This window comes from Dankookia rubra (assembly GCF_004355005.1).
GTDB lineage: Bacteria > Pseudomonadota > Alphaproteobacteria > Acetobacterales > Acetobacteraceae > Paracraurococcus > Paracraurococcus ruber_A.
Map to the genome: position 1 here is coordinate 59244 of NZ_SMSJ01000009.1, position 18822 is coordinate 78065.

16 protein-coding genes are annotated in these 18822 nt (G+C 70.3%); 12 read left to right on the plus strand and 4 right to left on the minus strand.

Going from position 1 to position 18822, the window contains the following annotated elements:
• Position 1: 1 nt before the first annotated feature.
• A complete protein-coding gene (locus E2C06_RS09955; protein WP_133288451.1) occupies positions 2-1786 on the minus strand; it encodes a DEAD/DEAH box helicase in 1785 nt (594 codons plus the stop codon).
• A gap of 106 nt (positions 1787-1892) precedes the next feature.
• Here E2C06_RS09955 and E2C06_RS09960 point away from each other — a divergent pair, with 106 nt between their 5' ends.
• Entirely contained in the window at positions 1893-2933 is a 1041-nt protein-coding gene (locus E2C06_RS09960) for an NAD(P)-dependent oxidoreductase (protein ID WP_133288452.1), read from the plus strand.
• 3 nt (positions 2934-2936) lie between these two features.
• Here E2C06_RS09960 and leuD read toward each other — a convergent pair whose 3' ends face one another.
• Positions 2937-3566, minus strand: a complete 630-nt coding sequence (gene leuD, locus E2C06_RS09965; RefSeq protein WP_133288453.1) for a 3-isopropylmalate dehydratase small subunit — start codon at positions 3564-3566, stop codon at positions 2937-2939.
• Positions 3566-4945: a 3-isopropylmalate dehydratase large subunit gene (leuC, locus tag E2C06_RS09970; protein ID WP_133288454.1), complete on the minus strand. Its 1380-nt coding sequence runs from the start codon at positions 4943-4945 to the stop codon at positions 3566-3568. The genes leuD and leuC overlap by 1 nt, the downstream gene beginning before the upstream one ends.
• A 79-nt stretch (positions 4946-5024) precedes the next feature.
• On the opposite strand from leuC, the gene E2C06_RS09975 reads away from it, so the two are divergent.
• From E2C06_RS09975 to E2C06_RS10020, 10 genes are all read left to right on the plus strand, one after another.
• Positions 5025-6455, plus strand: coding sequence for an amidohydrolase family protein (locus E2C06_RS09975; protein WP_165982309.1), 1431 nt, complete (start codon positions 5025-5027; stop codon positions 6453-6455).
• A 3-nt stretch (positions 6456-6458) separates the two neighbouring features.
• Positions 6459-6749, plus strand: a complete 291-nt coding sequence (locus E2C06_RS09980) for a hypothetical protein (protein ID WP_133288456.1) — start codon at positions 6459-6461, stop codon at positions 6747-6749.
• Positions 6746-7693 (plus strand): CobW family GTP-binding protein, encoded by a 948-nt coding sequence (locus tag E2C06_RS09985; RefSeq protein ID WP_133288457.1) that lies wholly within the window; start codon positions 6746-6748, stop codon positions 7691-7693. The genes E2C06_RS09980 and E2C06_RS09985 overlap by 4 nt, the downstream gene beginning before the upstream one ends.
• A 107-nt stretch (positions 7694-7800) precedes the next feature.
• Positions 7801-8571 (plus strand): SDR family NAD(P)-dependent oxidoreductase, encoded by a 771-nt coding sequence (locus E2C06_RS09990; protein ID WP_133288458.1) that lies wholly within the window; start codon positions 7801-7803, stop codon positions 8569-8571.
• A gap of 10 nt (positions 8572-8581) precedes the next feature.
• Complete coding sequence (locus E2C06_RS09995; RefSeq protein WP_133288459.1) at positions 8582-9787, plus strand: acyl-CoA dehydrogenase family protein; 1206 nt, start codon at positions 8582-8584, stop codon at positions 9785-9787.
• On the plus strand, positions 9780-10763 hold the full coding sequence (locus E2C06_RS10000) for a phosphotransferase family protein (RefSeq protein ID WP_193560445.1): 984 nt from the start codon (positions 9780-9782) through the stop codon (positions 10761-10763). The genes E2C06_RS09995 and E2C06_RS10000 overlap by 8 nt, the downstream gene beginning before the upstream one ends.
• Positions 10763-11125 (plus strand): DUF6285 domain-containing protein, encoded by a 363-nt coding sequence (locus E2C06_RS10005; RefSeq protein WP_133288461.1) that lies wholly within the window; start codon positions 10763-10765, stop codon positions 11123-11125. The genes E2C06_RS10000 and E2C06_RS10005 overlap by 1 nt, the downstream gene beginning before the upstream one ends.
• A gap of 10 nt (positions 11126-11135) precedes the next feature.
• Positions 11136-12755, plus strand: coding sequence for an AMP-binding protein (locus tag E2C06_RS10010; protein ID WP_133288462.1), 1620 nt, complete (start codon positions 11136-11138; stop codon positions 12753-12755).
• 34 nt (positions 12756-12789) lie between these two features.
• Positions 12790-13758 (plus strand): Bug family tripartite tricarboxylate transporter substrate binding protein, encoded by a 969-nt coding sequence (locus E2C06_RS10015; protein WP_133288463.1) that lies wholly within the window; start codon positions 12790-12792, stop codon positions 13756-13758.
• An 11-nt stretch (positions 13759-13769) separates the two neighbouring features.
• A complete protein-coding gene (locus tag E2C06_RS10020; protein ID WP_133288464.1) occupies positions 13770-14546 on the plus strand; it encodes a DUF169 domain-containing protein in 777 nt (258 codons plus the stop codon).
• Here the strand turns inward: E2C06_RS10020 and E2C06_RS10025 are convergent.
• Positions 14531-17620 carry an AAA family ATPase gene (locus E2C06_RS10025; RefSeq protein WP_165982310.1) on the minus strand — a complete coding sequence of 1030 codons (3090 nt, stop codon included), beginning with the start codon at positions 17618-17620 and terminating at the stop codon, positions 14531-14533. The two genes, E2C06_RS10020 and E2C06_RS10025, sit on opposite strands and share 16 nt — an antisense overlap.
• Positions 17621-18410: 790 nt before the next feature.
• Here E2C06_RS10025 and E2C06_RS39240 point away from each other — a divergent pair.
• Positions 18411-18821, plus strand: a complete 411-nt coding sequence (locus E2C06_RS39240) for a con-10 family general stress protein (RefSeq protein WP_133288467.1) — start codon at positions 18411-18413, stop codon at positions 18819-18821.
• The last annotated feature ends 1 nt before the right edge of the window (position 18822 follow it).

Below are 18822 nucleotides of genomic sequence, written 5' to 3' on the forward strand. Positions count from 1 at the left end.
CCTATGGCCCCGAACGGAAGTCGAAGCGGCGTTGCCGCACGCTCCAGCCGTAGCGGGCATCGCCTTCCAGCACCGTCAGGTGGTCGCCGATGCGGTTGCGCTCCAGCCAAGCGAGCGTCGCCTCCAACTCGGCCAGCGACATCTCCGCCCGTCCCTTGCCCATGATCCGTTTCAGCGCCGCGGCATAGGCATGGTGGGCAACGCCGCCGCGCGGGATGCGGAGGCCGCCCTCGTCCTCCAGCACCTGGGCGGCGACAAGCTGGGCGATGCGGCCGCGCAGCGCGCGTTCCCGGGCGGAGGGGGTCTCTGCCGGCGGCGCCTGTTCCGGTCTGGCGGCGGCGAACTCGGGCCCCGGGGCCAGACGGTGCCAGTGCAGCGCGGTGGCGTTGGAGGCCAGCGGGATGATCGCCGGCTCCCGCACGCCCTCCGGCAGGATCGGCAGCTCGCCCTGCCGGCGCGGCGTCTTCATCCGCGCGAGCGTGCCCTGCTCGCGCTCGATCCTCTCGCGGAACCGGCGGAACAGCAGGTCGTCCGGGTGCAGCACCACGGCGCGCTGGCTCTCATAGGGCCCGGCGGCGAAGTCGACGCGGGTGGCGCGGGCGATCATCTGCTCCAGCCAGGCGCGGGAACGGATATGGGTCAGCGCGGCGCAGACCGAGACGCTCGGTGCGTCCAGCCCCTCATAGGCCATGGCGACGGTGACCAGGACGCTGGGTTCCGGCCGCAGCCGGAAGGCGGCCAGCACCTCCTGCGCGTCGCGCTCGTCCGAGGTGGCGATGCGCGCGGCGGTCTCCGCCTGGCCGCGCGGCAACCAGTCGCGCAGCCAAGCCAGGTAGTGCCGCGCATTCTCCTGGTCGGGTGCGACCACCAGCAGCTTGCCGAGGCCCATCGCGGTCTCGCTTGCCGGCAGGCCGAGCCGCGCCCGGCGTTCCGCCCGCAGATCGCGCGTCGCGGCGAAGGCGCGGCGCAGCAGGTCGCGGGCGAAGCCGGTACGCAGCGCGGTGAAGAGTGCGGCGCGGCCGACCTCCGGCGGGCCGGAGACGGGGTGCGGGCCGGTCCGGCGGCGCTCCTCGTCCAGCCATTCGGCCTCCCCGTCCAGCGCGCCGAAATCGACCGGCAGCACCGCTTTCTCGGCCAGCGCCTGGGCGCGACTGTAGCCGATGACGGCGAAGCCGGGCGCGGCGAGGTCGACCTCCCGCGTCCGGGTCCCCTGGCCCTTCCGATAGGGCAACCACAGGATCGGCCGGCCGTCAGCGCGCTCAAGCGTGCCCGACAGCAGCAGGCGCACCGCGGCGGTCTCGAGCAGCGGCAGGATGGCGCGGGACCAGGCCGCTTCCTCGGGGGCATCCGGGACGGCTTCGGCCGGCAGGTGGTGCACCTCGTCCACCACCAGCAGCGTGCGGTGACAGCGGAACTCCGCTGCGTGCAGTTCGGGTGCGGCGGCGACGCCCTGGTAGGTAGTGATCCAGCCCTGCAGCCCGCGGCAGGGATCGGGCGCATTCTCCGCGGCGCGGACCGAGACGGCGTGGTTCAGCGCGTCGCGCCAGGCGGGGTCGGCGAAGGCTTCCTCCGCCTGAAGGCGCAGGCTGTCGCGCGGGACGATCCAGCAGACCCGCTCCACCACGCCGGCCGCCATCAGCCGCGCCGCGGCGATCACCGGCAGGAGGCTCTTGCCGCCCCCAGGCGTCACCGCGGCGAGGATGTCGCGCAGGTCGGTCTGCCCGGTCGCGATCGCCTCCACCACGCCGGCCAGAAGCTGCTGATGGCTGCGAAGGGCGCGCTGCATGCGGGGCCGCAACGCGCCAGGAGGGCAACGGATTCACCCAGGCCGCGACTTTTCGCAGGCCGGGGCGCGGGATACAACCGGGGCAACCTCCAGAGGAAACGCAAGCATGGCCTTCCGAGTCGGCTACCTCTCCCATGTGCCGCACCCGTCCTTCCTCGAGACGGCAGCGCAGCACCCGGAACTGGAGGTCGTGCGCATCCCGCTGGACCAGCCCGAAGCCGGGGTGATGGAGGCGCTGCGCGGCGTCGATGCCTATTACTGCATGGCCTCGCGCGACGAGCTGCCGAAGCCCTTCCACGTCACCGCGGCCTTCCTGGCGCAGCTGCCGGGGCTGCTCATGGTCGGCAGCACCGGCGCCGGCTACGACCCGATCGATCCCAAGGCCTGCACCGAGGCCGGCGTGCTGCTGGTGAACCAGGCCGGTGGCAACGCCGAAGGCGTGGCGGAGCATGCGGTCGGCATGATGCTGGCGCTGCTGAAGCGGATGCCGGAAGCGGGCGCGGCGATGCGCGCGGGCCGGGCGAAGGACCGCAACGCGCTGATGGGGCGCGAACTGCGCCACCGCACCGTCGGGCTGGTCGGCATCGGCAATGTGGGGACCCGGGTGGCGGAGATCGTCCGCCTCGCCTTCTCCTGCCCGGTGCTGGCCTGCGACCCCTACCTGGATGCGGCGACGATCGAGGCCCGCGGTGCCCGCAAGGTGGAGATGCCGGAACTGCTGGCCGAGAGCGACGTGGTCAGCCTGCACCTTCCGCTGTCGCCCGAGAGCCGCAGCCTGCTGAACGGCGAATCCTTCGCGCGGATGCGCAAGGGCGCCATCTTCGTGACCACCGCCCGCGGCAACATCCACGACGAGCCGGCGCTGCACGAGGCGCTGCGCAATGGCCACCTGGCCGGCGCGGGCCTGGATGTGTGGGAGCTGGAGCCGCCGAACCCGGACCACCCGTTGCTCCACATGAACAACGTGATCGTCACCCAGCACACCGCCGGCGTGACGCATGAAAGCCGGGCGAACATCACCCGCATCGCGGCATTGGCGTTTGCGGACGCGGCAAAAGGCAAGCTGCCGCCGCGGATCATCAATCCCGCAGTGGTGCCGCGCTTTGCGGAACGCTACGCGGCGAAGCTGGGCCGGGCGATCGCCTGAGGATCAGCCGAGGGCGACGCCGTCCCAGGCCCAGCCCCGCATGGCCTGGTCGCGCGCCTGCCAGGCGGCGATCTCCTCCGCCCGCTGCAAGGTCTGCGCGATCTCGTCGAGGCCGCTCAGCAGCGCCTCCCGCTTGCGGGCATCAACCGAGAAGGGCACCGCCTCGCCCCAGGGCGTCACCACCACCTGCTGCTCCAAGTCGACGCTAACACGGGCATTGCCGGGCCCCTCCTCCATCGCCGCCGCGATCCGCCGGATCAGGTCGAAGGGCAGCCGCACCGGCAGCAGGCCGTTCTGGAAGCAGTTGTTGTGGAAGATGTCGCCGAAGCTCGGCGCGATGACGCAGCGCAGTCCCATGTCCATTAACGTCCAGACCGCGCCCTCGCGGGAAGAGCCGCAGCCGAAATTCTCCCCCGCCAGCAGGATCGGCGCGCCGCGAAAGGCCGGCTGGTTCAGCGGGAAGTCCGAGTTGTCGCTGCCATCCGGGTCGAGGCGGAACCGTTCGAACCCGTATTGCCCCAAGCCCTGGCGGCCGCTGCCGACCAGGCGCTGCACCGGGATAATCATGTCGGTGTCGACATTGGCCCAGAGCATCGGCACGGCGATGCCGGTGACGGTGGCGAACCTCTCCATTACGGCCATTCCCGGACATCGGTGATGACGCCAGCCAACGCCGCGGCGGCGGCCATGGCCGGGCTCGCCAGATGGGTCCGCGCGCCGGTCCCCTGCCGTCCCACGAAATTGCGGTTGCTGGTGGAAACGCTGCGCGCCCCGGCCGGCACCGCTTCCCCATTGGCTGCGACACAGAGCGAGCAGCCCGGCTCCCGCCACTCGAAGCCGGCCTCGAGGAAGCGCCGGTGCAGGCCCTCCGCCTCGGCTTCTCGCTTTACGGTCTCCGATCCCGGCACCACCCAGGCGGTGACACCGGGCGCCACGCGCCGCTCGCCCAGCACCGCGGCGGCGTCGCGCAGGTCGGACAGGCGGGAGTTGGTGCAGGAGCCGATGAAGACCCAATCCACCTTCGTCCCGGCGATCGGCCGCCCGGCCTCGAGCCCCATGTAGTCGAGCGCGGCGCGGTCGCCGGGATTGCGTGGCGGCGGTACCGCCTCCGTCACCGCGACCACCTGCTCCGGGCTGGTGCCCCAGGTGACCTGCGGCGCGACCCCGCTCGCCTCGATCCGGTGGTCGAGGTCGAAATGCGCCTCCGCGTCGCTCGGCAGCGCATGCCAATCGGCCAGCGCGGCGTCCCAGGCGCGCGCCCTGGGCGCGAACTCACGGCCGGCGATGAAATCGAAGGTCGTCTCATCAGGCGCCACCAGGCCCATCTTGGCGCCGAGCTCGATCGAAAGGTTGCAGAGCGTCAGTCGCGCCTCCAGCGGCAGCGCCCGCACCGCGCTGCCGGCATATTCCACCGCGAAGCCGGTACCGGCGGCGGTGCCGTAGCGGCCGATGGCGTGCAGGATCATGTCCTTCGCCGTGACGCCCGGCGGCAGGCTGCCCTCGAAGCGGATCCGCATGTTGCGCGGCCGTCGTTGCATCAGCGTCTGCGTCGCCAGCACATGCGTCAGTTCGCTGGCGCCGATGCCGAAGGCCAGCGCGCCGACACCGCCATTCGTGCAGGTATGGCTGTCGCCGCACACCAGCGTCAGGCCGGGCAGGACGATGGCGAGTTCCGGCGCCATGACATGGACGATGCCGTTGCCGGGCTGGCCGAGGTCATAGAGCCGGATGCCGGTCTCCGCGGCGCGCTTCCGCAGGCCGGCCAAGGTTCGCGCACCGCCGGCGAAGGTTTCGCCGGTCCGGCCCGGCGCGGTGGAGACGGCGTGATCGGGCGTGGCAAAGACCAGCTCCGGCCGCGCCAGCGCATGGCCAAGCTCGGCGACTTCGGACAGCGCCCGCGCGCCGGACAGGTCGTGCAGCAGGACCCGGTCGATATGCAGCAAGGCCCAGCCTTCGCCGAGTTCGGCGACGACATGGGTATCCCAGATCTTGTCGAACAGCGTGCGTGCCATGCGGCATTCTCCCCGTCCCGCCCTTGCCCCGCAAGCCGTGCCGTCGCAGCATCCGGCCCGCGAGAAATGGGTACGGGCAATGGTCGATCTGGTTATCACCGGGGACTGTGTGGTCACCCCCCACAGCATCGGCCCCGCCGACGTGGCGATCGCCGGCGGCCAGGTCGTCGCGGTTGCGGAACGTGGTGCCTTCCCGCTCTCGGCCGGCGCCCGCCTGGTGGACGCTAGGGGCAAGATCGTCATGCCCGGCGGGATCGACCCGCATACCCATTGCCTCTGGCCCGTTGTGGTGCCGAGCGGCGAGCCGACGCTCACCCAGGGCCCATCCATCGTCGGCAAGGCGGCTCTGTTCGGCGGCACCACCACCATCATCGACTTCACCCGCGTCATGCACGGACAGACCGTGCAGGGCGCGATCGAGCAGCGCATCGCCGCCTGGACGGATGACGGCTGCCCCTGCGACTGGGCGCTGCACACGATGGTCGAGGGCGACCTCGGCCCGGAGATCCCCGGCCAGCTCGGCGAGGCGATCGAGGCCGGCCATGCCTCGGTCAAAATCTTCACCACCGACATCACCCCGAGCCGCAAGGGCAGGATGGTCGATTTCGGCGACATCTGGGAGGTCTTCCAGGTACTGGCGAAAAGGGGCGGCCTCGGCGTCATCCACGCCGAGGACAACGACATCGTCATGCACATGTATGCCAAGCTGTTCCGCGAGGGCCGCGCCGGCTTCGAGAACATGGCGGAAGTGCACAACACCCTGTCGGAGGACCTGTCCTTCCGCCGCGTGCTGAAGCTGGCCGAGCACGTCCCGGGCACTGCGCTGTACATGCTGCACGTCTCGGCCGCCAACGGCGTCCGCGCCATCCGCGAGGCGCGGTCGAAGAACCAGGCCGTCTACGGCGAGAGCCTGCATCAGTACATGCTGTACACGCAGGAGGACTACAAGCGCCCGAACGGTCAGATGTATCACACCTACCCGTCGCTGAAGTCGCAGGCCGACCAGGACGAACTGTGGCGCGGCGCGATGGACGGGACCATCGGCTGCATCGCCACCGACGAGCTCTGCTGCTCGCTCTCGGTCAAGACCCAGGGCAGCCGGATCGACGACACCACCGGCGGCAATTCCGGCGTCGAGCCGCGCGTCGCGCTGATGTACTCCGAAATGGTCGGCAAGCGTGGCTTCACCCTGCGGCAGTTCGTCAATGCGGTCTCAACCAACGCGGCGCAGGTGATGGGGCTCTACCCGCGCAAGGGCGCTATCGCCCCGGGGGCAGACGCGGATATCTGCATCCTCGATCCGGCACTCAGGCGCACGGTGCGGGCCGAGGCGATGCACGAGACCGATTACAGCCCCTGGGAGGGCCGTCAGGTCGATGCCTGGCCATGCATGACCATCCTGCGCGGCAAGGTGGTGGTGGAGGGTGACCGATGGCTCGGCGATGCGAAGGGCGGCATCTGGTTGCCACGCCGCATTCCCGCCGAGATCCGCGCCGGCGCCGCACTGTAGCGTATGACGCCGCCCGAACTGCGCGACCTGCTGGCCGATAGCCTCGCCCTATGGGAGGTGGCGGCGCGGCCGCAGGTCACCGGGACGGGCATTGCGCTCACCGCACCCGACGGCACCCCGCTGTCCATCCTGCCCGCCGTTGCCGCCGACCTGCCGGTTCGCTGGTGGCTGGAGCGCCCGGGCCAGCGCCGCCCCTGCACCTCCGTCCTTGGACTGCTGCGCACGTTTCGCAACGCAGTCGGCGCCGGCGAGACCGAGGCCCGGCGCCTTCGAGTGGCGCGGCCTGACGTATGATCCCGATCTCGGTCGTCACCGGCTTCCTCGGCGCCGGCAAGTCCACGCTGCTGCGCCGCATCCTGCGCGATCCCGCCTGGGCCGACAGCGCCGTGATCGTCAACGAATTCGGTGAGATCCCGCTCGACCACGACCTGATCGCCGCCAGCGAGGAGAGCTTCGTCAGCGCCTCAACCGGATGCCTCTGCTGCGTGGTGCGGGACGACCTGACGCAGACGCTGCTGGACCTGCTGCGGCGGCGCGAAGCCGGCGCGGTGCCGCCTTATGCTCGGGTACTGATCGAGACCTCGGGCCTGGCTGATCCTGCCCCCATCCTGCACGCGCTGATGACCGACGAAGCCTTGGCCGCGACGCATGTCCTCTCCAGCGTGGTCGCGCTTGTCGATGCGCTGCATGGCGAGGCGACGCTGGCGCGCCATCCGGAAGCACAGCGCCAAGTTATGCTCGCCGACCGCATCCTGGTCACAAAGCCGGACCTGGCTGCGGCGCCGCAGGGTGCCATCCGCGCGCTGAACCCGGCCGCGCCGCTGCGCGAGGCAACGCATGGCGCTGCCGACCCCGGCTGGCTCTTCGCCGCTGCGCCGCGCCCGGCGGAGCTGCCGGACTGGGCGGCGCGCCATACGGCCGGTCTCGCTTCCATCGTCATCGAGCGCGAAGCGCCGATCCCAGCGCTGGCGCTGACGCTCTGGCTGCAGGGCTTGGCCGAACACGCCGGCCCGCGGCTGCTGCGCGTGAAGGGACTGGTAGCGCTCACGGAACAGCCGGACCGCCCCGCCGTGCTGCACGCCATCCAGCACATGGTGCACCCGCTGGAATGGCTTGATGCTTGGCCGGGTGAGGATCGGCGCAGCCGCATCGTCCTGATCGGCGAGCGCATCCCGCGCCACTTTCCAGCCCGGCTGCTGGCGGCGATCGAGGTCGAGGTGGCGGCGGCAGGACATTGAACCCATTCCCCGGGCCCGCTTGCCGCCCGTGCCGGGCAGTGGTCAATTGCGCGTCGACATTCCTTGGGAGAAAAGGGGCGACGGCATCACCGTGCGCCCCGGACAGCATGACCGATCCGGCGCAGATCTTTTCGCTTCGGGGCGCCACGGCGCTCGTCACCGGCGCGTCCGGCGCGCTCGGCGCACATTTCGCCCGCGTGCTGCACGCGGCAGGCGCCAATGTCGTGCTGGCGGCCCGCCGGACCGAGGCGCTGGACGCACTGGCCGCCGAGCTCGGCAAGCGTGCCGCCGCGGTGCCGCTCGACGTCACCGACAGCGCCGCCGTCGCCCGCGCCTACGACGGGGCGGAGGCCGCCTTCGGCGCGCCCTGCAGCATCATTGTCAACAATGCCGGCATCGCCGTCAGCCGCCCCGTTCTGCAGCAGACGGAAGCCGATTGGGACAGCGTCCTAGATGTCAACCTGCGCGGCTGCTTCCTGGTCGCAACCGAGGGCGCGCGGCGCTTGGTCGCGGCAAAGCACGGCGGCAGCATCGTCAACATCGCCTCGATCGGCGGCCTCCGCATCCTGCAGGGCGTCGTCGGCTACACGGCATCGAAGGCCGGACTGGTGCAGATGACCAAGCAGATGGCGGTCGAGCTGGCGCGCCATGGTATTCGGGTGAATGCGCTCTGCCCCGGCTACGTCGAGACGCCGATAAACACCGAATTCTTCGCCTCCGAAGCTGGGCAGGCCGTGGTCAAGCGGGTGCCGCAGCGCCGGCTTGGCCAACCACAGGATCTGACCGGCCCGCTGTTGCTCCTCGCCTCCGCTGCCGGCGCGCACATGACCGGCGCGGCGTTGGTGGTGGATGGCGGCCATTCCGTGAACCCGCTCTAGGACCGCATCGATGGATTTTGCCCTCTCTCCCGAAGCCGATGAGCTCAGGCTGCGCATCCGGGCCTATGTCGAGGAGCGCATCATCCCGCTCGAAGCCGATCCGGCGAGCTACGACGAGCACGAGAACATTGCGCGGCCGCTGCTGGAGACATTGCGGGCCGAAGTGAAGGCCAAGGGGCTCTGGGCGCTGAACATGCCGCAGGAGCGCGGCGGCGGCGGCCAGAACATGGTGACGCTCGCCGCCTGCTACGAGGAGATGAACCGCAGCATCTTCGGCCCCGTGGTCTTTCACGGCGCGGCACCCGACGACGGAAACATGCGCCTGCTGAACATGGTGGGAACCGAAGCGCAGAAGGAACGCTGGCTGCAGCCGATCATCGACGGCAAGGTGCAGAGCGCCTTCGCCATGACCGAGCCCGATGGCTGCGGCAGCGATCCGTCCATGACCTATACGCGGGCCGAGCGCGTCGGCGACCGCTGGCGCATCTACGGCCGCAAGCACTACATCACCGGCGCCGAATCGGCGAAGCACTTCATCCTCATGGCCCGTACCGGTGAGGACGACCGCAACGGCTTGACCGCCTTCCTGTTCCATGCCGACCAGCCGGGCTGGCGCATCATCCGCCGCATCCCGATCATGGGGCCGGAGGAGCATGGCGGACATTGCGAGCTGGAATTCGATGGGCTTGAGGTCACCGACGACGACGTGCTGATGAAGGTCGGCGACGGGCTGCGGGCGACGCAGATCCGCCTCGGCCCGGCGCGACTGACCCACTGCATGCGCTGGACCGGCATGGGCCGCCGCGCGCTGGAAATCGCCATGGCGCGCATCGAGACGCGGCGGGCCTTCGGCGCGACGCTGATCGAGAAGGAGAGCGTGCAGCAGTTGATCGGCCAGGCGGCGATGGAACTCGATATCGGGCGGCTGCTCACCATGCGCGCCGCCTGGCTGCTGGACAACGGCAGCCTGGCGCGGAAGGAGATCTCCATGGCCAAGGTCGTAGTGGCCGATGCGCTGCACAAGGCGGTGGACACCTCGCTCCAGCTGCTCGGCGCCCGCGGCTATTCGAAGGACACGCCGGTGGAATGGATGTACCGCTATGCCCGGCAGGCGCGGCTGGTGGATGGCGCGTCGGAGGTGCACCGCATGGTGTTGGCCAACTTCCTGCGTCGGCACGCCAAGGATTTCTTCAACTGGGGCGCCGGGCGTGGATGAGGCGGCCCGTGCACGCCTTGCCGCTTGGCTGACCGCCGAGGCGGGCGCGCCGGTGGTCATCACCGGCATGGGGCTGCTCTCGGGCGGCGCGGTGCAGCAGAACTGGGCGCTGGACGTGTTGCTCGGCGGCTCGCCGCAACGGTGGGTGCTGCGCACAGACAACGCCGCGGTGCTCGCCGTGTCCCACTCGCGCATGGCGGAATTCGCGCTGCTGCAGGCGGCGCATGCCGCCGGCGTGGCGGTGCCGGCACCGCTGTTCTGCTGCACCGCGCGCGACGTCACCGGCGCGCCCTTCTTCATCATGCAGCGGGTGGAAGGGATCGCTGCCGGCCATCGCCTGGTCCGCGCCGCGCAAGGCGCTGCGCTGGCCGAGGCGCTGGGGCGCGAGCTGGCGCGCATACACAGCATCCACCCACCGCGCGCGGACTTGGCCTTCCTCGGCGCCCCGCCGGCCGATGCGCATGTCGCCTTCGTCGCCGCTCAGCGGGCGGCGCTGGATGCCGCCGGCACGCCGCGCCCGGTACTGGAATGGGGGCTGCGGCACCTGGAACGCACTGCGCCGGTATCAGGCGATACCGTGCTGAACCACAACGACTTCCGCACCGGCAACTACATGGCGCAGGGCGACCGGGTTTCGGCGATCCTCGATTGGGAATTCGCCGCCTGGGGCGACCCGCATGCCGACCATGGCTGGTTCTGCGCGCCCTGCTGGCGCTTCGGCGCCCTGGCGCAGGAGGCCGGCGGCATCGGCCCGCGCACCGCTTTCTACGCGGGCTACGAGGCGGCCAGTGGGCGTGCCGTGCAGCATGACCGCGTGCTGTGGTGGGAGCTGGCGGCGACCATCCGCTGGGCCGTCGTCGCCGCCGACCAAGCGGGGCGGCACCTGTCCGGCGACACCAGCCTGGAACTCGCGCTGACCGGCCATATCGTGCCGGAGCTCGAGATGGATGTGCTGCGTATGACGGGGATCGCCTGATGCTGGAACGCCCGGATGGCGGCAACCTGCTGGACACCGCGCGTGACGTCCTGCTGAAGGAGCTGCTGCCGCATCTCCCGGAAGCGCAGCGCTTCCACGCACGGATGGTGGCCAATGCCATGGCGGTCGCCCGGCGCGAGTTCGTCACCGACCCCGCGCCGGCGCTGGCCGCACTGCGTACCGCGACAGGCGCGCCTGCCGGAGCAACGGACGACCTGCTGCAACGCCTGGCAGGCGAGATCCGCACGGGCACGCATGATCCCGGCACGGCATCGCACGCCACCGTCGCGGCGGCGCTGCTGGCGCTGACCCGGCTGCGCTGCGGCGTCAGCGCGCCCAAGGCGCTCGGCAAGGCGGGCTAGGAGACCACCGATGGACGACCCGAACACGCTGCCGCAACTCGCCGCGAACCATGTGCCGCTCTCGCCGATCTCCTTCTTGCAGCGGGCCGCGCGGATCTACCCGAAGCGTGTCGCCATCATCCATGGCGCGCGGCGTACCACCTATGCGCAGATGGCGGAGCGCAGCCGTCGCCTGGCATCGGCCCTGCGCGGTGCCGGCATCGCGCCTGGCGACGTCGTCGCAGTGCTGGCACCGAACATCCCGGAGATGCTGGAGGCGCATTACGGCGTGCCGATGGCCGGCGCGATCCTGCTGACCATCAACATCCGCCTAGACGCCGCGGCGATCGGCTTCATCCTCCAGCACAGCCAGGCGAAGCTGCTGCTGGTGGACCGCGAGTATACCGGCGTGGCCGGCGTGGCGCTGGCCGGGATTGAGGCAGCGCCGCCGGTGGTGGACATCATCGATTCGGAGGCACCCGCCGGCACGCAGCTAGGTCCGATCGACTATGAGGCATTCCTTGCCAGCGCCAGTCCGCAGCAGCCCCCGCGCCTGCCGGAGGATGAGTGGGAGGCAATCGCGCTGTCTTATACCTCCGGTACCACGGGCAATCCCAAGGGCGTCGTCACGCACCATCGCGGCGCCTACCTGAATGCCTGCGGCAATGCGCTGGCCTTCGGGCTGAGCCCGCGCAGCGTCTATCTCTGGACGCTGCCGATGTTCCATTGCAACGGCTGGACCTATACCTGGGCCGTGACGCTGCAGGGCGGCACGCATGTCTGCCTGCGCAATGTGCGGCCGGAGGCGATCTTCGCCGCCATCGCCGAGCATGGCGTGACTCATATGTGCGCCGCGCCCGTGGTACTGACCATGCTGATCCACGCGCCGGATGCGGCGAAGCTCAGGCCGGTGGAGCCGGTGGCCATCGCCACCGGCGGCGCCGCGCCGCCCTCGCCGGTCATCGCCCAAATGGAAGGCATGGGCTTCGCGATGACGCACCTGTACGGCCTGACCGAATGCTATGGCCCCGCGACGATCTGCCTTTGGCAGCCGGGGCTCGAGGAGATGACGCTCCCGGACAGGGCAGCGTTCATGGCCCGGCAAGGCGTCAACCATCCAATGCTTGAGGAAGCGACCGTGCTCGACCCCAGCACGATGTCGCCGGTGGCGCGCGACGGCACGACGCTCGGCGAGGTCATGCTGCGCGGCAACACCGTGATGAAGGGCTATCTCCGCAACCCGGTGGCCAACCGCGAGGTCTTCGCCGACGGCTGGTTCCACACCGGCGACCTCGGTGTGATGCATCCGGACGGATATATCGAGGTGAAGGACCGCGCCAAGGACATCGTCATCTCCGGCGGCGAGAACGTCTCGACGTTGGAGGTCGAGGAGGTCCTCTATGCCCATCCCGCCATCATGGAAGCCGCGGTCGTCGCCCAGCCCGACGAGAAATGGGGCGAAGTGCCGCACGCCTTCGTCACTCCCGCCCCCGACAAGGACCCGCCGACCGAGGCCGAGGTGATCGCCTGGTGCCGCGAGCGCCTGGCGCATTTCAAATGCCCGAAGCGCGTCACCTTCGGGCCGTTGCCGAAGACCAGCACCGGCAAGATCCAGAAATTCGAACTGCGGCAACGCCTGCGTCCGGTGTAGCCTGACCGGCAACAACCCCGGGAGGAAACCACCGATGCGCTTCGCCCGCCGCGCTCTGCTCGCCGCCCCCGCTCTGCTCGCGCTGCCGGCATGGGCACAGAGCTGGACGCCGGACAAGCCGGTCCGCATCCTCATCCCCTATACGCCGGGGGCGATCAACGATGCGCTCGGCCGGCTGGTCGGCGAGCGTTTCCAGGACACGCTCGGCCAGCCCGGCCTAGTGGAGAACCGGCCGGGCGCCAGCGGTTCGCTTGCGCTGGCGGCGACGGCGCAGGCGGCGCCGGATGGCAGCACCATCGTCGTCGCCAATACCGCCAACCTCTGCATGAACCCCTTTCTTTTCGCCAATACCGGCTATGATTCGCGGAAGGACCTGGCGCCGATCGCGGTGGTGGCGCGGGTGATGAATGCCCTGGTGGTGCGGGCGGACAGTCCGATCCGCAGCGTGGCGGAGCTGGTGGCTGCGGCCAAGGCAAAGCCCGGGCAGCTCAGCTTTGCCAGTTCCGGCGCCGGCAGCAGCCCGCACCTCGCGGCCGAGCTGTTCAAGGCGCGCACCGGCACCGACATCACCCATGTTCCCTATCGCGGCAGCGCGCCGGGGCTGGCCGACCTGCTCGGCGGCCGCATCACCCTGTCAGTCGACAACCTGCCGAACGTCCTGCCGCATGTGCAGGATGGCCGGATGCGTGCGCTCGCCGTGACCGGCACCGAGCGCGACCCGGCCCTACCGGACGTGCCGACCTTCGCGGAGGCCGGCTTCCCCGACGTCGAGGTCTATGTCTGGTTCGGCTTCGTCGGCCCTGCGGCGCTGCCGGCCGCGATCCGCGACCGGCTGTCGTCGACCATCATCCGCATCGCCGAGAGTCCCGACACGGCGGAGCGCATCCGCCGGGCCGGCGCCACGGTCTGGACCCGCGGTCCGGCGCCGATGGCCAAGCTGATCGACGAGGAGCTGGAGAAATGGGGGGCGGTGATCCGCGCCGCCAACCTGCGCTTGGAATAGGGAGGGGCGACATGCCCGACACGGAGCCGAACGAGACGCAGCGCCTGCTCACGGAGTTGAACGCGCTGCTGCGATTGAAGACTACCGTCATCGGCATGAAGCTGTTCGAGACTGTGGCGGAGATGGAGGCGATCCCACGCATCCGCCGGCCAAAGACCAAGCACACTACCGACCAGATCGTCTCGATGGCGTCCCGGCTCGGCTGGACTGTCGGCATCACCGCGGCCGACCTGGTCGGCGCGCAATGCCAGGCGGTGATCGGCTTGACGCCGCGAGACGAGGCTTGGCGGCGCGGCGAAAAATACGTTGGCGTCTGGCACGGCACCCAGCAGGACGCGCAGGCGCGGCAGGAAGCGCTGACGTGCGTGCCGCATGGCCGCTTCCAGGCGATGGCGGTCAGCCCGCTCGACAGCGGCCGGCTCGACCCGCCGGACATTGCCATGGTTTATGCGACGCCCGGGCAAATGATTATCCTCATCAACGGGCTGCAGTATCGCAACTACCGCAAGTTCGAATGGTCCGTGGTGGGCGAGACCGCCTGTGCCGATAGTTGGGGGCGGGCACTGGCGACCGGCGAGCCAAGCCTCTCGCTGCCCTGCTTCGCCGAGCGGCGCTATGGCGGCGTGCCGGACGAGGAGATGTTGATGGCGCTGAAGCCGGCCGACCTGCGCCAGGCGGTGGACGGGATGAAGGCGCTGGCGAAGAACGGCATCCGCTATCCGATCCCGCCCTACGGCATCCAGAACGATCCCTCGGCCGGCATGGGCATCAGCTACGGCAAGAGCTGAAGCGCCTCCAGCGTCGCGCGGGCGCGCAGCACGACCGGCGCCGCCGCTCCCGCCAGGGGCGCGAGCGCCGCATCGAGCGTCGTGCGCCCCGCTTCGGCACGCCCCGTGCGGCCGAGCAGCGCCGCCAGCGGGATCGCGGCATGCAGCCGGAACAGCGCTGCCTGCTGCGCCTCCGCCGTCGCTACCGCGTCGCGCAGCGCCGCTTCCGCCGCATCCGGCCGGCCGGCGCGACCCAGGATCTCGCCATGCTGCCGCAGCAGCACCGATTTCTCCCACTGCGCGCCGCTCTCGGCCATCAGCGCGAAAACCTCCGCCATCCGCTGCAGGGCGCTGCCGGTATCGCCGGCCCGCGCCATCAATTCCGCCTCCATGCCGAGGTAGTTCGGCACGAAGGTCAGCGCCTCCGTCGCCCGGTTCCAGGCCACCGCCTCCCGTATCAGTGCCAAGCCGCCCGCATGGTCGCCGCGGCGGCCGAGCAGCAGGCCGATGATCGCCTTTGCCGCCATGGCGAGGTATTCGATGCCGTGCTCGTCGCAGAGCGCGAGGGTGGTGCGAAGCCGGGCAATGCAGGCTTCCGCCGCACCGGTGTCGTAGTCATAGCGGCCCAGCGCGTAATGCGCGTTGGCCAGGGCGAAGGGGAATGTGGCGGCCTCAGCCGCTTCCAGCGTTGCCAACAGTTCGCGCCGCGCCTCCTCCAGCCGGCCCATGAAGCTGCGTGCCCAGGCGGCATAGCAGCGGGTGCTGATCACCGTCGCTTGCAAAGCAAGCCCATAGCGCCGGTCGCGCTCTGTACGCGCATCGTGGTCCAGGCCTCGCTCCAGGCTTTCCAGCGCCTCCGGAAAGCGGCCGAGAATGAATTGCGAATGCCCGATCGCGCTCCAGGCGATGGCCAGGCCGCCATGGGACTCGCGCGCGCGGGCCTGTGCCAGCAGGGCCTCCGCCCTTTGCAGCGCAAGGCCCATATGGCCGCGCATCCAGGCATGGCTCCACTGCCCGTGCATGGCGTTCCGCAGTTGCGGCTGGCCCGGCAACGTCTCGGCCAGGTGGCGGGCGCGGTCATAGGCTTGGCCAGTCTCCAGCGCGCTGTGGCCGCGCAGGCTCAGCAGCGCAGCGCCCGCCAGCAGCTGCATGTCGAGTTCGGCCTGAGCATGCGCCGGGCATTCGGGCAGCGCCTGCAGCAGGGCAATGCCGCGCCTCAGCTGCACCAGGGCTTCTTCCATCGCGCCGCGCCGCATCGCCTGCTGTGCGCCGCGCTGCCACCAGGCGACCGCCTGTTCGGGCTGCATCGCCTCGGTGCGGTGATGAGCGACGACTTGGGGTCGCGCCGCCGCACTTGCGGGGAAGCGTTCCTCGATGATGTCGGCGACCCGGGCATGCAGTGACCGGTAGCGCTCGCGCGGCAGCATGCTGAGCGCGGCATCCTGGAGCAGCACATGGCTGAAGCGGTAGGTCTTGCCGCCGGCCTCGCCGCGCTGCTGCAGCACACGCGATTCCACAAGGCGTTCCAGCATGGGGGCGAGGATACCGGCCTCGCGGTCCAGCACCGGGGCCAGCAATGCCGCGTCGAATTCACGGCCGAGGACCGAAGCGACCTCGGCCACCTGCCGCGCCTCGCCCAGGCGGTCCAGCCGCGCCAGCAGCGAGGCATGCAGGGAGACCGGCACGCTCGCGCGTTCCGTCGTCCGCTGCGGCATCAATCCTTCGATGCTGCCGCCTTGGGCGATCTGCTCGGTGACCGCGCGCGTCAATTCCTCAAGGAAGAGCGGCACGCCATCGGCGCGGCGCAGGATGTCGCGGGTGGTCGCCGCCGGCAGTGGGACGTCGCGGGCGATGGCGCGCACCAGTTCCGCCGCCTCGGCCTCGGCCAGCGGCGCCAGCGCGAGACGTTCGACCCCCGGCAAGTCGAGCCAGGCGGGGGTGAATTCCGGACGCGCGGTAATCACCGCCAGTACCCGGAGCCGCGGCACGCGCCGCGTCCAGAGCGCCAGCAATTCGCGGGTGGTCGGATCCGCCCAATGCGCATCCTCCAGCACCATCAGCACCGGCCGCAGCCGCGTGGTGGTGGCCAAACCCTCCGCAAAGGCCTGCAACAGGCGCTCGCGCCGCCGCTGCGGCGGCATCGGCGGGATGGCGGCAAGGCCCGCCTCCCGCAGCGACATCTGCTCGGCCACCAGAGCGAAGTCGATGGGCGAGAGGTCCGGCAGGATGGCGCGCAGCTTCTCGATCCGCTGCGCGGGACCGTCGGCCGGATGCATCCGGCCGTCACGTTCCAACTGTTGCAGCACCGGCTGCAGCGGCATCCCCTGCTGGTGCGGCGCGGCGAAGTAGCGAACCGGGATCCTTCCCTCGGTGTCCCTCAGCAGCTGCGCAACCAGGCGCGACTTGCCGATGCCGGCCTCGCCGGTCACCAGCACCGCGCGCCCCTGCCCGGCCCGGGCGGAGTGCCAGAGGTCCAGCAGACGATCGAGCGCCGCGCTGCGACCAAGCATTGGAAGCACACTGCCCGCAGCGCGGGCGGCGAAGCGGTCCGGGCTGCGGCAGACGCCAACCACCCGCCAGACCGGGACCGGGTCCGGCCACCCCTTGATCGGATGGAGGCCGAGGTCGCGGATCTCGAACAGCGCGCCGACCTGGCGCCGCACGCTGTCCGAGAGCAGTGCAGTGCCGGGCTCCGCCAGGGCCTGCAGTCGCGCGGCCAGATTCGGCGTCTCGCCGAAGATGTCGAGGTTGCGCGGATCACCGGTATCGGCAACATCGGCGACCACGACGAGGCCGGTCGAGATGCCGATGCGGACCGCCAGGCGCCGGCCCGCGGGCACCGGCAGCGCCGCCATCGCGTCGATGATGCCGAGTGCGGCGCGCACCGCGCATTCCGCGTCGTTCTCCTGTGCGGCCGGGTAGCCGAAATAGACCAGCACGCCATCGCCAACGAGGCGGCCGAGATGCCCGCCATGCGCCGCGACCACCTCCGCCGTGGTGCGGTAGAAGCGGGCGATGGCCTCGGTGAATTCCTCCGGGTCGATCCTCGCCGCCAGGGCGGAGGAGCCGACGACGTCGCAGAACAGCACGGTCATCGGCCGCAACTCGCGCGACCGCGGTGGGCCATGGCGCGGCGGCACCGGTCCCCGCTGCTGCGGCCGTCCGCATTCGCTGCAGAAGCGCGCCGTGGCCGCGAGCCTTGTACCGCAACCGGCACAGGTGGCACGGGCGCCCGGATGATCGGATCGTGGAGTCCGTTCTGCCGGCTGTGCCAATGCGACGGTGCCTCTTACGCGTTACGGCGGATTACGCAGCGGGACGCAGCATTCGCCGGTTCGTCGCGCCTCCCGCCTCCGCGGGACAGCGTCATCGCGCCGCGACCGCGTACCGTCATGTCTCGAATATTACACGCGAAGCAGACCTTGCAACATGCCAAGCGGCGCCAGGACGACACATCACATCCAGCGATTGAGAGCATGCCGCACCCGACCCGGCACGCGATCGCCTGCGCCGCAACAAGTGGCGCCTTGCCGCGTTGTAGCGGACCAATCCGAAGGAATTTCGTTCATGCCGCCATCCGACCCGATCCCGCCGCCGGGCTTTCCCGGCCCCGAGATCCCGCCGATGCCGCCCGGGCCCCCTTCGCCCGCCCCAGGCCCAAGCCCGTTGCCGCCGGCGCCGACGCCTAGCCCGGAACTGCCGGTACAAAATCCGCCCGGCCCGCGTGAGATGCCGCCGCCACAGGCCCTGCGCGGCTGATCCGGCCGCGCATCTTCCCAACCGAACACAAGCTCCAACGCATCCCGCCCCTGCCGTCGGCGTTGCAGTCTTGTCGGTCGCAATACTTGGCCGGCGGTATCGGGAGCAAACAGGAAGGACATTTTCATGGCGGGTTCCAGCGGCGACGTGCCGCAGGGCGGCAACCGGAACAGCAATCCGGGCAACTTCGCCAACAATCGGGAGAAAGCCTCGCGAGCCGGCCAGATCGGCGGTTCGCGGCAGGGTGCGGCGAGCAATCCAGGCAATTTCGCCAACAACCGCGACCGGGCGCGCGAAGCCGGGCATCTCGGCGGCGTGCATCAGGGCAAGGGGAACAACCCGGCGAACTTTGCCAACGATCCCGCGAAAGCGCGCGAGGCAGGGCATATTGGCGGCACGCATCAGGGCCGGCAGAACAATCCGGCTAACTTCGCCAATGACCGCAGCAAGGCGAGCGAGGCGGGACGGCTCGGCGGCCAGCAACGCGGCGGAGCCCGCGCCGGCGCGGGCGATGAAAGTCAGGCCGAGGAGGCCTGAC

What these genes read in the sequence shown, in the direction of transcription:
- E2C06_RS09955 (WP_133288451.1), bottom strand. Translation starts at nt 1,786, where the DNA reads ATGCAGCGCGCCCTTCGCAGCCATCAGCAGCTTCTGGCCGGCGTGGTG.
- E2C06_RS09960 (WP_133288452.1), top strand. Translation starts at nt 1,893, where the DNA reads ATGGCCTTCCGAGTCGGCTACCTCTCCCATGTGCCGCACCCGTCCTTC.
- leuD (WP_133288453.1), bottom strand. Translation starts at nt 3,566, where the DNA reads ATGGAGAGGTTCGCCACCGTCACCGGCATCGCCGTGCCGATGCTCTGG.
- leuC (WP_133288454.1), bottom strand. Translation starts at nt 4,945, where the DNA reads ATGGCACGCACGCTGTTCGACAAGATCTGGGATACCCATGTCGTCGCC.
- E2C06_RS09975 (WP_165982309.1), top strand. Translation starts at nt 5,025, where the DNA reads ATGGTCGATCTGGTTATCACCGGGGACTGTGTGGTCACCCCCCACAGC.
- E2C06_RS09980 (WP_133288456.1), top strand. Translation starts at nt 6,459, where the DNA reads ATGACGCCGCCCGAACTGCGCGACCTGCTGGCCGATAGCCTCGCCCTA.
- E2C06_RS09985 (WP_133288457.1), top strand. Translation starts at nt 6,746, where the DNA reads ATGATCCCGATCTCGGTCGTCACCGGCTTCCTCGGCGCCGGCAAGTCC.
- E2C06_RS09990 (WP_133288458.1), top strand. Translation starts at nt 7,801, where the DNA reads ATGACCGATCCGGCGCAGATCTTTTCGCTTCGGGGCGCCACGGCGCTC.
- E2C06_RS09995 (WP_133288459.1), top strand. Translation starts at nt 8,582, where the DNA reads ATGGATTTTGCCCTCTCTCCCGAAGCCGATGAGCTCAGGCTGCGCATC.
- E2C06_RS10005 (WP_133288461.1), top strand. Translation starts at nt 10,763, where the DNA reads ATGCTGGAACGCCCGGATGGCGGCAACCTGCTGGACACCGCGCGTGAC.
- E2C06_RS10010 (WP_133288462.1), top strand. Translation starts at nt 11,136, where the DNA reads ATGGACGACCCGAACACGCTGCCGCAACTCGCCGCGAACCATGTGCCG.
- E2C06_RS10015 (WP_133288463.1), top strand. Translation starts at nt 12,790, where the DNA reads ATGCGCTTCGCCCGCCGCGCTCTGCTCGCCGCCCCCGCTCTGCTCGCG.
- E2C06_RS10020 (WP_133288464.1), top strand. Translation starts at nt 13,770, where the DNA reads ATGCCCGACACGGAGCCGAACGAGACGCAGCGCCTGCTCACGGAGTTG.
- E2C06_RS10025 (WP_165982310.1), bottom strand. Translation starts at nt 17,620, where the DNA reads ATGACCGTGCTGTTCTGCGACGTCGTCGGCTCCTCCGCCCTGGCGGCG.
- E2C06_RS39240 (WP_133288467.1), top strand. Translation starts at nt 18,411, where the DNA reads ATGGCGGGTTCCAGCGGCGACGTGCCGCAGGGCGGCAACCGGAACAGC.